This window comes from Burkholderia cepacia complex sp. TUM26381, assembly GCF_057439935.1.
This window is the reverse complement of the sequence record NZ_CM172006.1, coordinates 393785-406355: the sequence shown is the minus strand read 5'-3', so window position 1 is coordinate 406355 and position 12571 is coordinate 393785. Positions and strand designations below refer to the sequence as shown.

16 protein-coding genes are annotated in these 12571 nt (G+C 66.4%); all 16 read right to left on the bottom strand.

Features of this window, described 5'->3' with window-relative positions; translation table 11 throughout:
• Positions 1–53: 53 nt before the first annotated feature.
• Positions 54–419: a phosphoribosyl-ATP diphosphatase gene (locus ACWMMN_RS01955; RefSeq protein ID WP_059232565.1), complete on the bottom strand. Its 366-nt coding sequence runs from the start codon at positions 417–419 to the stop codon at positions 54–56.
• On the bottom strand, positions 416–832 hold the full coding sequence (gene hisI / locus ACWMMN_RS01950) for a phosphoribosyl-AMP cyclohydrolase (RefSeq protein ID WP_175847162.1): 417 nt from the start codon (positions 830–832) through the stop codon (positions 416–418). Before hisI ends, ACWMMN_RS01955 begins: the two co-directional genes overlap by 4 nt.
• Positions 832–1605, bottom strand: a complete 774-nt coding sequence (gene hisF, locus ACWMMN_RS01945) for an imidazole glycerol phosphate synthase subunit HisF (protein ID WP_006751800.1) — start codon at positions 1603–1605, stop codon at positions 832–834. Before hisF ends, hisI begins: the two co-directional genes overlap by 1 nt.
• A gap of 105 nt (positions 1606–1710) precedes the next feature.
• The gene (gene hisA, locus ACWMMN_RS01940; RefSeq protein ID WP_059232567.1) at positions 1711–2466 is read right to left on the bottom strand and encodes a 1-(5-phosphoribosyl)-5-[(5-phosphoribosylamino)methylideneamino]imidazole-4-carboxamide isomerase; all 756 of its coding nucleotides are present in this window, start codon (positions 2464–2466) and stop codon (positions 1711–1713) included.
• Between the two features lie 448 nt (positions 2467–2914).
• Entirely contained in the window at positions 2915–3556 is a 642-nt protein-coding gene (hisH, locus tag ACWMMN_RS01935; RefSeq protein WP_014898304.1) for an imidazole glycerol phosphate synthase subunit HisH, read from the bottom strand.
• Positions 3553–4173, bottom strand: coding sequence for a YchE family NAAT transporter (locus ACWMMN_RS01930; RefSeq protein ID WP_059232568.1), 621 nt, complete (start codon positions 4171–4173; stop codon positions 3553–3555). Before ACWMMN_RS01930 ends, hisH begins: the two co-directional genes overlap by 4 nt.
• 62 nt (positions 4174–4235) lie before the next feature.
• Complete coding sequence (gene hisB, locus ACWMMN_RS01925) at positions 4236–4823, bottom strand: imidazoleglycerol-phosphate dehydratase HisB (RefSeq protein WP_059232569.1); 588 nt, start codon at positions 4821–4823, stop codon at positions 4236–4238.
• A gap of 62 nt (positions 4824–4885) precedes the next feature.
• Entirely contained in the window at positions 4886–5959 is a 1074-nt protein-coding gene (gene hisC, locus ACWMMN_RS01920; RefSeq protein ID WP_486422930.1) for a histidinol-phosphate transaminase, read from the bottom strand.
• Between the two features lie 133 nt (positions 5960–6092).
• The gene (gene hisD, locus ACWMMN_RS01915; protein ID WP_059232571.1) at positions 6093–7409 is read right to left on the bottom strand and encodes a histidinol dehydrogenase; all 1317 of its coding nucleotides are present in this window, start codon (positions 7407–7409) and stop codon (positions 6093–6095) included.
• Between the two features lie 24 nt (positions 7410–7433).
• A complete protein-coding gene (gene hisG, locus ACWMMN_RS01910; protein ID WP_059232572.1) occupies positions 7434–8087 on the bottom strand; it encodes an ATP phosphoribosyltransferase in 654 nt (217 codons plus the stop codon).
• The gene (gene murA / locus ACWMMN_RS01905) at positions 8084–9346 is read right to left on the bottom strand and encodes a UDP-N-acetylglucosamine 1-carboxyvinyltransferase (protein WP_264168526.1); all 1263 of its coding nucleotides are present in this window, start codon (positions 9344–9346) and stop codon (positions 8084–8086) included. Before murA ends, hisG begins: the two co-directional genes overlap by 4 nt.
• 101 nt (positions 9347–9447) lie before the next feature.
• Positions 9448–9687, bottom strand: a complete 240-nt coding sequence (locus ACWMMN_RS01900; RefSeq protein WP_006477131.1) for a BolA family protein — start codon at positions 9685–9687, stop codon at positions 9448–9450.
• A gap of 56 nt (positions 9688–9743) precedes the next feature.
• Entirely contained in the window at positions 9744–10499 is a 756-nt protein-coding gene (locus ACWMMN_RS01895; RefSeq protein WP_059232574.1) for an ABC transporter permease, read from the bottom strand.
• Entirely contained in the window at positions 10496–11422 is a 927-nt protein-coding gene (locus ACWMMN_RS01890) for an ABC transporter ATP-binding protein (RefSeq protein ID WP_059232575.1), read from the bottom strand. Before ACWMMN_RS01890 ends, ACWMMN_RS01895 begins: the two co-directional genes overlap by 4 nt.
• 192 nt (positions 11423–11614) lie before the next feature.
• Complete coding sequence (locus ACWMMN_RS01885) at positions 11615–11890, bottom strand: STAS domain-containing protein (RefSeq protein ID WP_027788544.1); 276 nt, start codon at positions 11888–11890, stop codon at positions 11615–11617.
• Complete coding sequence (locus ACWMMN_RS01880; RefSeq protein ID WP_059236505.1) at positions 11887–12516, bottom strand: MlaC/ttg2D family ABC transporter substrate-binding protein; 630 nt, start codon at positions 12514–12516, stop codon at positions 11887–11889. The genes ACWMMN_RS01885 and ACWMMN_RS01880 overlap by 4 nt, the downstream gene beginning before the upstream one ends.
• Positions 12517–12571: the final 55 nt, after the last annotated feature.

The following is a 12571-nucleotide window of genomic DNA, read 5'->3' as shown; positions in this document are numbered from 1 at the left end:
TGACAATTCTTACAGCTTACCGCACTGTCGCCACCGCGGCGGGGCAACGCCTGTCACCCGCCGTTTTCCTCGCGCTCGCGGCGCTTGCGCAGCGCTTTTTCCTCGATGCCCGACAGGCCTTCGCGGCGCTCGAGTTCGGCGATCACGTCGGCCGGGCTCAGGTCGAAGTGCGACAGCATCACGAGGCAGTGGAACCACAGGTCGGCCACCTCGCTGACGAGCGCGGTCGGCGCGCCGCCCTGGCGCACGTCCTTCGCGGCCAGCACGACTTCCGTCGCCTCTTCGCCGATCTTCTTCAGCACGGCATCGTCGCCCTTGTGGAACAGGCGCGATACGTACGATTGGTCGGGGTCGCCGCCCTTGCGGCCATCGATCACGGCCGCGAGGCGCAGCAGCGTGTCTTGAGTCGATTGCGTCATTTGTAGATGTGTTCGGGATCTTTCAGCACCGGTTCGACCGTGACCCAGTCGCCGTTGTCGACGGTGCCTTCGAATTTCTGGAAGAAGCACGAATGCCGGCCGGTGTGGCATGCGATGCCCGACACCTGCTCGACCTTCAGCAGCACGACGTCCTCGTCGCAATCGAGCCGCACCTCGTGCACGTGCTGCACGTGGCCCGACTCCTCGCCCTTGAACCACAACCGCTTGCGCGAGCGCGAATAGTAGACCGCGCGCTGCGTCTCGATCGTCTTCGCGAGTGCCTCGCGGTTCATCCACGCGAACATCAGCACGTCGTTCGTCGACGCTTCCTGCGCGATCACCGGCACGAGGCCGTTGTCGTCCCAGCGGACCTTGTCGAGCCACGCGGGCAGGGATTTCGTTTCCGTATTCATCACAGCCTCACCGGGATGCCCTGGTCGGACATGAAGCGTTTCGCCTCGCCGACCGTGTGCTCGCCGTAGTGGAAGATGCTCGCGGCCAGCACTGCGTCGGCGCGGCCGTCCTTGATGCCGTCAGCCAGATGCTGCAGCGACCCGACGCCGCCCGATGCGATCACCGGCACGGGCACCGCGTCCGACACGCCGCGCGTGAGCGCGAGGTCGAAGCCCGACTTCGTGCCGTCGCGGTCCATGCTCGTGAGCAGGATCTCGCCCGCGCCGAGCTCGGCCATCTTGCGCGCCCATTCGATCGCGTCGAGGCCCGTGTTCTTGCGGCCGCCGTGCGTGAAGACTTCCCAGCGCGGCGTCTCGCCGTCGGCCGACACGCGCTTCGCGTCGATCGCGACGACGATGCACTGCGAACCGTACTTGTCGGCCGCGTCGCGCACGAGCTGCGGGTTCGCGACCGCCGACGAATTCATGCTGACCTTGTCCGCGCCCGCGTTCAGCAGGCGCCGCACGTCCTCGACGGCACGCACGCCGCCGCCGACGGTCAGCGGAATGAACACCTGCGACGCGACGGCTTCGATGATCGGCAGGATCAGGTCGCGCTGGTCGGACGTCGCGGTGATGTCGAGGAACGTCAGTTCATCGGCACCCTGGTCGTCGTAGCGGCGGGCGATTTCGACGGGATCGCCGGCATCGCGCAGCTCGACGAAGTTGACGCCCTTGACGACACGCCCGGCTGTCACGTCCAGGCAGGGGATGATGCGTTTAGCTAGAGCCATGATGTTGCGCCAAATGCCGCGCTGGGACGGCCGGTTGCGGAAGCCTCGCGCGAGGCTTCCGGTCGGGGCCGCCTGCGGGCAGCCCCGGCGAACGGGACAACCGCGTTACGCGTTGTCGAGTTCGCCGTTCAGTTCGTCCGCGCGCTTTTGCGCGGCCGCGAAATCGAGATCGCCGGAGTAGATCGCACGGCCGCAGATCACGCCTTCGACGCCGTGCTCTTCCACTTCGCACAGGTTCTCGATGTCCGTGAGGTTCGACAGGCCGCCGCTGGCGATCACCGGGATGCCGACCGCCTGCGCGAGCTTCACGGTCGCATCGATGTTGATGCCCTGCAGCATGCCGTCGCGGCCGATGTCCGTGTAGACGATCGATTCGACGCCGTAGTCCTCGAACTTCTTCGCGAGATCGATCACTTCGTGGCCGGTCAGCTTGCTCCAGCCGTCGGTCGCGACCTTGCCGTCCTTCGCATCGAGGCCGACGATGATGCTGCCGGCGAACGCGGTGCACGCGTCCTGCAGGAAGCCCGGGTCCTTCACGGCCGCCGTGCCGATGATCACGTAGGACAGGCCCGCATCGAGGTACTTCTCGATCGTCTCGAGGCTGCGGATGCCGCCGCCGAGCTGTACGGGGATTTCATCGCCGACTTCGTCGAGGATCGCTTCGATCGCCTCGAGATTCTTCGGCTTGCCGGCGAATGCGCCGTTCAGGTCGACCAGATGGAGCCGCCGGGCGCCGAGATCAACCCACTTGCGGGCCATCGCCGCCGGGTCCTCGGAAAAAATCGTGGCCTGGTCCATATCGCCCTGTTTAAGGCGCACACACTGACCGTCTTTGAGATCGATGGCCGGAATCAGCAACATAGCAATCGGGTGTCGTCGTGGAAAAAGAAAAGAATCCGGCGCGTACCGGCCAATCCGGTACCGCGCCGTCTCGCTAGTTTAGTACAACTCTTTCGGCGCTTAGGGCCTGTTCCCGCCAATAACGGGCTTGCGAACGTGCGTTGCCGGTCGTCGTGCAACGAGTGAGGAGCGCCGTTTGGCCGAGCCAAACAAGCGACGATCGACGCCGCAATACGGCCGGCAACGCACGTTCCCGCAATTCAACAAAATCCTTCTTGGGGCTGGCCGCCAGAAGGCCGATCGCCGCGTCATACTCGTCGCGAATACGTCGAGTATTCGCTTCGTCGCAATCCTTGCGCTCGGCCCTTCTGGCGGCCAGCGCAAGCCCGTTATCGGCGGGAACAGGCCCTCGTGTGAGCCCCGTGCGACAGGCCTTTCCAGCCCGCCAACTGTGGCACGCACGCGACGTTCACGGTTTCCAGTGTACGAAGTTGCGATACAGACGCAACCCGACCTCCGCGCTTTTCTCGGGGTGGAATTGGGTCGCGAAGAGATTATCCCGCGCGACCGCGGACGTAAACGGCGCGCCGTATGCCGTTTCGCCAACCGTATGCGCCGGGTTGTCCGGCGTCACGTAATAACTGTGCACGAAGTAGAAATAGGCGTCGTCGGGCACGCCGTCCCACAGCGGGTGCGGCTGCGACTGGCGCACGCGGTTCCAGCCCATCTGCGGCACCTTGAAGCGCGAGCCGTCGTCCTGCAGGCGGCCGTCGAGCTCGAAGCGCACGACCTTGCCGGGCAACAGGCCGAGGCCCTTCGTGTCGCCTTCCGCGCTCCAGTCGAACAGCATCTGCTCGCCGACGCACACGCCGAGCAGCGGCTTCGTGCGCGACGCCTCGATCACGGCCTCCTGCAGGCCCGATTCGCCGAGACAGCGCATGCAGTCGGGCATCGCGCCCTGGCCGGGCAGCACGACGCGGTCGGCCGCGCGAATCGCAGCCGGCGTGTCGACGATCGCCACGTCGGCGGCCGGTTCGGCCTTCTTGAGCGCCTGCGCGACCGAGCGCAGGTTGCCCATCCCATAATCCACAATCGCAATCGAAGTTTTCATCTCAGTGCAGGCAGTAGCGCCCTCAGTCCATTGACGATGAATTCCACCGCCAGCGCCGACAGCATCAGACCCATCAGCCGCGTGGCGATGTTGATGCCCGTGCGGCCGATCCAGTTCGCGATCGGCTCGGCGAGCCGCATCGCGACGAAACACAGAAAAGCCAGGACCGCGCCGATCGCGACCAGCCCGGCCCGTTCATACCAGTGATGCGCGTTCGCCGCATAGATGATCACCGTGCTGATCGAGCCGGGGCCCGTGAGCAGCGGTATCGCCAGCGGCACGACCGCGATGTTGTCCTTCAGCTCGGCCTCGTGGCGCTCCTCCGGCGTCGATCGCGTGTTGCCGATCTGCGCGTTCAGCATGTTGATCGCCATCAGCAGCATGATGATCCCGCCGCCCACTTCGAGCGACCCGACCGAAATGCCGAAGAAGTTGATGATCTGCTGCCCGAGCAGCGCGGTCACCGTCATCACGCAGAACACCGACACCGCGGCGATCCGGATCGTGCGACGCCGCTCGTCGTCCGTCTGCTGCGCCGTCAGGCTCAGGAAGAACGGCACCGCACCGACCGGATTGATCAGCGCCAGCAGCGAAATGAACGATTTGAGCAGATCCATCGCAAGCCGGCGCCGCGCGCCGAAGCCGTGAGGTTGTCCTTAGCGTCCGTCCGTTCGGAAGTTCAGAGGCTGCCCTTGGTCGACGGAATCTGCCCCGCCGCACGTTCGTCCAGCTCCACCGCCGCGCGCAGCGCACGGCCGAAGGCCTTGAACACCGTCTCGAGCTGATGGTGCGCGTTGATCCCGCGCAGGTTGTCGATGTGCAGCGTGACGCCCGCGTGGTTCACGAAACCGCGGAAGAATTCGATCGACAGGTCGACGTCGAACGTGCCGATCCGCGCCCGCGTGAACGGCACGTGGAATTCGAGGCCCGGCCGGCCCGAGAAGTCGATCACGACGCGCGACAGCGCCTCGTCGAGCGGCACGTACGAATGGCCGTAGCGGCGGATGCCCTTGCGGTCGCCGATCGCCTTCGCGACGGCCTGACCGAGCGTGATGCCGACGTCCTCGACCGTGTGGTGGTCGTCGATATGCGTGTCGCCATGCGCTTCGACCTCGAGATCGAACAGACCGTGTCGCGCGATCTGGTCGAGCATATGGTCGAGAAACGGCACGCCGGTGGCCAGCTTCTGCTGGCCGGTGCCGTCGAGATCGAGCTTCACACGGATCTGCGTTTCGCTGGTATTGCGAACGACTTCCGCCACACGCATGGCAATTCCTTGATTGAGTCTGATGTAAATGGGGATTGATCGTCGCGCGCCGCGCCCTGGGCTCAACCGGGCAGCGCGAGTTTCAAGGCGGCCAGCAGGCGGGCGTTTTCGTCGGGAGAACCGACGGTCAGCCGCACACATTCGGCCAGCAATGGATGCATTTTACTCACGTTTTTGACCAGCACCCGCTCGGTGAGCAGCGCATCGAACACGGCGGCCGCATCCGGCACCCGCACCAGCAGGAAATTGCCGGCGCTCGGGAACACCGTCGCGCCCGGCAGCGCGGCCACGGCCTGCGCGAGACGCGTGCGTTCCGCACGCAACTCGGCCGCCTGCGCATCGAGCACGCCGAGGTGGTCGAGCAGGAAATCGGCGGTCGCCTGGGTCAGCACGTTGATGTTGTACGGCGGGCGCACCTTGTCGAATTCGTTCAGCCACGCGGGCGAACCGACGAGATAGCCGAGGCGGATGCCCGCGAGGCCGAGCTTCGACACCGTGCGCATCACGACGACGTTGTCGAACTCGGCGGCGCGCGGCAGCCACGAACGCTCGGCGAACGGCTGGTACGCCTCGTCGATCACGATCAGGCTGTGCCGCGCGGCGGCAATGATCCGTTCGACGTCGGCATCGTCGTACAGCGTGCCGGTCGGGTTGTTCGGATACGCGAGATAGATGATCGCCGGCCGGTGCTCGGCGATCGCCGCGAGCATCGCGTCGACGTCGAGCGTCAGGTCGGCCTTCAGCGGCACGCCGACGAATTCGAGCTGCGCGAGCTTCGCCGACAGCTCGTACATCACGAAGCCCGGCACCGGCGCGAGCACCTTCGCGCCCGGCTGCGCGCACGCGACCGAGATCATGCTGATGATTTCGTCGGAACCGTTGCCGAGCAGCACGTCGCATCCGGCCGGCACGCGCATCGCGTGGCGCAGCTTGTCGAGCAGCGCGGCCGGGCGCGGCGCCGGGTAGCGGTTCAGCGCGACCTGCGCAAGACGCTCGCCGAGCGCCGCCGCCAGCGCTTCGGGCAGCGGATACGGGTTCTCCATCGCGTCGAGCTTCACGAACCCGCTCGCGTCGGGCACCGGGTAGCTCGTCATCGCGAGCACGTCGCGGCGGATGATGTCTTGTGGCGTCGTCATGGTCTCAAGCCGGCGTGCGTCGCGCCGGCATCAAATGGTCGGCAAGGCGGCGGCTGCCGCCCTGCACTCGTCTCCAGCCCCGGGGGGATGCAGCCGGCGCCGGCGCATCGGCGCCCGCCCCGGCCCCGCCCCGTCAGCTCTTCATCCGGAACTCGGCGCTCTTCGCGTGCGCCTGCAGCCCTTCGCCGTACGCGAGCTCGGAAGCGATCTCGCCGAGCGTCTGCGCGCCTTCCGCGCTGACTTCGATCAGGCTCGAACGCTTGATGAAGTCGTACACGCCGAGCGGCGACGAGAAGCGCGCGGTGCGCGACGTCGGCAGCACGTGGTTCGGGCCTGCGCAGTAGTCGCCGAGGCTCTCGCTCGTATAGCGGCCGAGGAAGATCGCGCCGGCGTGGCGGATCTGCTGGCCCCATTGCTGAGGCTCCAGCGCCGAGATTTCCAGGTGTTCCGGCGCGATGTCGTTCGCGATCCGGCACGCTTCAGCCATGTCGCGCACCTTGATCAGCGCGCCGCGGCCTTCGAGCGATGCGCGGATCACGTCCTGGCGCGGCATCGACGGCAGCAGCTCGTCGATCGCCTTCGCGACGCGGTCGAGGAACGCGCCGTCCGGGCACAGCAGGATCGACTGCGCGAGTTCGTCGTGCTCGGCCTGCGAGAACAGGTCCATCGCGACCCAGTTCGGATCGGTCGTGCCGTCGCACAGCACGAGGATTTCCGACGGCCCGGCGATCATGTCGATGCCGACCGTGCCGAACACGCGGCGCTTCGCCGACGCGACATACGCATTGCCGGGGCCGCAGATCTTGTCGACGGCCGGCACCGTCGCCGTGCCGTACGCGAGCGCGCCGACCGCCTGCGCGCCGCCGATCGTGAACACGCGATCGACGCCGCCGAGCAGCGCCGCGGCGAGCACGAGGTCGTTCTTCACGCCGTCCGGCGTCGGCACGACCATCACGATCTCGCCGACACCCGCGACGCGCGCGGGAATCGCATTCATCAGCACCGACGACGGATACGCGGCCTTGCCGCCCGGCACGTACAGGCCGACGCGATCGAGCGGCATGACCTTCTGGCCGAGCACCGTGCCGTCGCTTTCCGTGTACTGCCAGCTATGCGTGCCGCACTCGATCTTCTGCTTCTCGTGGTACGCGCGCACCCGCGCCGCGGCAGCTTCCAGCGCGGCGCGCGCCTTCGGCGCGAGACCGTCGAGCGCCGTCTGAAGCGCGTCCTGCGGCAGTTCGAGCGCGGCGACGCTGTTCGCGCTCAGCCGGTCGAAGCGGTTCGTGTACTCGAGCACCGCGGCGTCGCCGCGCGACTTCACGTCGGCGAGGATCTGCGCGACCGATTGCTCGATCGCTTCGTCTTCGCTCGCCTCGAATGCGAGCACGGCGCGCAGCGCGGCGCCGAAGCCTTCGTTCGTCGAATCGAGCCTGCGGATGGTGATGGACATGGGAGTTCCGTTACGGTGATGCGCTCAACCGCCATTCTGCGACGCGCGTTCGAACGCGTCGAGGATCGGCTTGAGCGCTGCGCGCTTCAACTTCAGCGCGGCCTGGTTCACGACGAGGCGCGACGAGATCTCCATGATCTCCTCGACCTCGACCAGATTGTTCGCCTTCAGCGTGCCGCCCGAGCTGACGAGATCGACGATCGCGTCGGCCAGCCCGACCAGCGGCGCGAGCTCCATCGAGCCGTACAGCTTGATCAGGTCGACGTGCACGCCCTTCGCGGCAAAGTGTTCGCGCGCCGTTTCGACGTACTTCGTCGCAACGCGCAGGCGCGCGCCCTGGCGCACCGCGTTCGCATAGTCGAAGCCGGCCGGCACGGCCACCGACATCCGGCAGCGCGCGATGTTCAGATCGATCGGCTGGTACAGGCCCGAGCCGCCGTGCTCGACCAGCACGTCCTTGCCCGCCACGCCGAAGTCGGCCGCGCCGTATTCCACGTAGGTCGGCACGTCGCTCGCGCGCACGATGATCACGCGCAGGTTCGGATCGGTCGTCGGCAGGATCAGCTTGCGCGACGTTTCCGGATCCTCGGCCACCTGCACGCCGGCTGCGGCCAGCAGCGGCAGGGTTTCCTCGAAAATCCGGCCCTTCGACAGGGCGAGGGTCAGCGGCGCGGTCATGCTTGGCTCCCGGAAAGGCGGCGCACGTTCGCGCCGACGGCGGTCAGTTTGGCTTCCATGCGGTCGTAACCGCGGTCCAGGTGATAGATGCGGTCGACGAGCGTTTCGCCGTCGGCGCGCAGCCCGGCGATCACGAGGCTCGCCGATGCACGCAGGTCGGTCGCCATCACGTTCGCGCCCGACAGCTTCTCGACACCCGTCACGAGCGCCGTGTTGCCGTCGATCGTGATGTTCGCGCCGAGCCGGTTCAGCTCCTGCACGTGCATGAAGCGGTTCTCGAAAATGGTTTCGACGACCTGCGCGGTGCCCGTCGCGACCGTATTGAGGGCCATGAACTGCGCCTGCATATCGGTCGGGAACGCCGGGTATTCCGACGTGCGGATCGTCACCGCCGACGGGCGGCGGTCCATCTTCACGCGCAGCCAGCTGTCGCCTTCCTCGATCGACACGCCGGCTTCGCGCAGCTTGTCGATCACCGCGTCGAGGATGTGCGGGCGCACGCCCGTCAGCATCACGTCGCCGCCGGCCGCCGCGACCGCACACAGGAACGTGCCGGCCTCGATGCGGTCGGGGATCACCGAATGGCGCGCGCCGTGCAGCCGCTCGACGCCCTGGATCACCAGGCGATCGGTGCCGATGCCGTCGATTTTCGCGCCCATCGCGACCAGCAGGTGCGCGAGATCGCTCACTTCCGGTTCGCGCGCGGCGTTTTCGATCACCGTCTCGCCGTCTGCCAGCGTCGCGGCCATCAGCAGGTTTTCCGTGCCCGTCACCGTGATCATGTCGGTCACGATGCGCGCGCCCTTCAGGCGCTTCGCGCGTGCTTCGATGAAGCCGTGCTCGATGCTGATCTCGGCGCCCATCGCCTGCAGGCCCTTGATGTGCTGGTCGACCGGGCGCGCGCCGATCGCGCAGCCGCCCGGCAGCGACACCTTCGCCTCGCCGAAGCGCGCGAGCAGCGGCCCGAGCACGAGGATCGATGCGCGCATCGTCTTCACGAGCTCGTACGGCGCGACGAGGTTGTCGACCCGCGACGCGTCGAGCTGCACGCGGCAGCCGTCGGTCTCGCTCTTCACGCCCATCTGGTTCAGCACCTTCAGCGTGGTCCGCACGTCCTTCAGGTTCGGCACGTTGTCGAGGTCGACCGGATCGGCGGTGAGCAGCCCCGCGCACAGGATCGGCAGCGCGGCGTTCTTCGCGCCCGACACGACGATCTCGCCGGACAGGCGCTTGCCGCCTTCGATCACGAGCTTGTCCATCCCCTGTCCCTGCGATTCCCCATTGGCGGCCGGGTGTGCCGTGGCGACGCTCTTGACGGCGTCGCGCTCGTTGACGGTGACTTGCACTCAGTGATTTCCGGTTATGCGTTCTGCCATTCGGCGGGCGTCAGCGTCTTCATGCTGAGCGCGTGAATTTCCTGCTTCATGCGATCGCCGAGCGCCGCGTAGACGAGCTGGTGCCGCTGGATCGGCCGCTTGCCTTCGAAGGCCGCCGACACGATCGTCGCGAAGAAATGCTGGCCGTCGCCTTCGACTTCCAGATGCGTGCAGGCGAGACCGCCGGCGATGTATTGCTTGACCTGTTCGGGAGTCGGCAACATGGTGTAAGGCTCCTGTCGGCGCGCGCCGCCCCGGGGGCGGCCGCTGCCTGTCGATATCAATGACGCAGTTTGTAGCCGGTCGCGAGCAGCCGCATCGCGATCAGCGCGAGCAGCACGAAGAAACCGGTGACGATCGCGAGGCTCGCGAACGGGTTGATGTCGGACGCGCCGAAGAACCCGAAACGGAAGCCGTCGATCATGTAGAAAAACGGATTGAGACGCGAGATCTCGCGCCACACGGGCGGCAGCGAGTGCGTCGAATAGAACACGCCGGACAGGAACGTCAGCGGCATGATCAGGAAGTTCTGGAACGCGGCGAGCTGGTCGAACTTCTCGGCCCAGATCCCGGCGATCAGGCCCAGCGTGCCGAGGATCGCCGAGCCGAGCAGCGCGAACGCAATGATGAACAGCGGCGCCGCGAAATGCATCGGGATAAACCAGATCGTCACGACGAACACGCCGGTGCCGACCGCGAGCCCGCGCACGACCGACGCGAGCACGTACGCGCCGAAGATGTCGCGGTACGACAGCGGCGGCAGCAGCATGAACACGAGGTTGCCGGTGATCTTCGACTGGATCAGCGACGACGAACTGTTCGCGAACGCGTTCTGCAGCACGCTCATCATCACGAGGCCCGGCACGAGAAAGCTCACGTACTCGACGCCCGGATAGACCTCGACGCGGCCCGACAGCGCATGGCCGAAGATCGTCAGATACAGCAGCGCCGTGACGATCGGCGCCAGCACCGTCTGGAACGACACCTTCCAGAAGCGCAGCAGTTCCTTGTGGAACAGCGTTTGAAACCCGCTCATGCCAATCCCTCGATCACCTCGGCCCCGTTCATCACCTGGACGAACACATCCTCGAGGTCGGCCTTGCGGACCTCGATCTCGTCGAACGAGCAGCCCGCCGCGCGGCATTGCGCGAGGATGCGTTCGACATCGTCGTAGCTCGCGAGGCGCAGCAGGTGCTCGCCCGGCGCGCGCGCGGCCGGATCGGACTCCAGCCCGCGCAGCTCGGCCGGCAGCGCGCCCGTCGCGAGCCGCAGGTAGAGCTGCAGCCCCGCGAAGCGGCGCAGCAGCGCATCGGTGCGGTCGAGCGCGACCACTTCGCCACGGCGCAGCATCGCGATGCGGTCGCATAGCGACTCGGCTTCCTCGAGGTAATGGGTGGTCAGCACGATCGTGTGACCCTCGCGGTTCAGGCGCGAGATGAATTTCCACAGCGTCTGGCGCAATTCGACGTCGACGCCGGCGGTCGGCTCGTCGAGCACGATCACGGGCGGCCGGTGCACGAGCGCCTGCGCGACGAGCACGCGGCGCTTCATCCCGCCCGACAGCGCGCGCATGTTCGCGTCGGCCTTCTCGGTGAGGTCGAGATTGGCCATCACTTCGTCGATCCAGTCGTCGTTGCGGCGCAGCCCGAAATAGCCGGACTGGATCCGCAGCGTCTCGCGAACCGAGAAGAACGGGTCGAAGACGAGTTCCTGCGGCACGACGCCGAGCGCGCGACGTGCGCCACGGAAGTCCTTGACGACGTCGTGGCCGCGCACCGAGATACTGCCTTCGTCGGCCCGGGCGAGTCCGGCGAGGATACTGATGAGCGTGGTCTTGCCTGCGCCGTTGGGGCCGAGCAGACCGAAAAACTCGCCTTCCTCGACCGACAGGCTGACGCCTTTGAGCGCCTGAAGCGACTTGTAGCGCTTCTTGACGTGACGGATTTCTATGGCTGACATGACTGTGCGCGACGCAAGGGCCGCGACGCCTATTCTGTGCTTGCTGCGAATGAAAATGGGGGCCGGACGCCGATTGACTGCCCCGCAAAACGCTTGATTATAGGGCAAACCGGCTGGTGGAGCCGGCGCCGGAGGCGCGCGGCCTGAAGCATGCGCACGCCGGCTGGCGCGGCAGGCTCCGGTCGGACAGGGTCAATGTCGCCCGGTGCCTTCGATGAGCGCGTCGACGCCGTAGGCGCGCGCGAGGCTGGCGAGCTTCGGAGGGAGATTGAGGATGTCGAGGGTCGCGCCACGCGCCTTGGCGGCACGTTGCCATGCGAGCAGCACGGCGAGCGCGGACGAGTCGAACTGCGTCAGCGCCGCGCAATCGACGGCGGTAGCGCCCGCGCCGATGCGCGCAAGACCGTCCGCGAGCGCGGACTTCGCGCTCGCGACGGTCAGCGAGGAACCGGCTTCGAAGCCGCTCACGACGCTTGCTTGCCAGCGGCAAGTTGCTGGTTGCGCTGCGTCAGGAACTGGATCAGGCCGTCCACGCCGCTTTGCTGGATCTTCTCGTTGAACTGCTGCTGGTACGTCTGGATCAGCCACGCGCCGAGCACGTTCAGGTCATACACCTTCCAGCCGCTCGCCGATTTGTACAGACGGTAATCGATCTGGACCGGCTGGCCGTTGTTCATCGCGACCGTCTTGACCACGACATCGGTATCGGCAGGGTCGGCACGGAACGGCGGGTACTGGATCTGCTGGTCCGGCTTCAGTTGCGCCAGCGCACCCGAGTACGTGCGGATCAGCAGCAGCTTGAACTGCTCCTGAACCTGCTGCTGCTGCTCGGCCGTTGCCGTGCGCCAGTTGCGGCCCATCGCGAGCTGCGTGGTGCGGCGGAAATCGGTGTACGGCAGGATGTCCTTGTTGACGATCGTGATGATGCGGTTGGTATCACCCTGCTTGATCGTCTGCTGCTTGACTTCGTCGAGCACCTGCTGCGTCGCCGTCTTGATCAGCGCCTGCGGGTTCGACTGGTCGACTTGCGCGTGAGCTGCGCTGCCGAACGAGAACAGCGCCGCGAAAACGGGGATCAGGAACAGTTTTTTCATCATAGTGACCTGCATGAATGAGTCGATGCAAAGTTTGGAGCAGGTAGCTTACGCG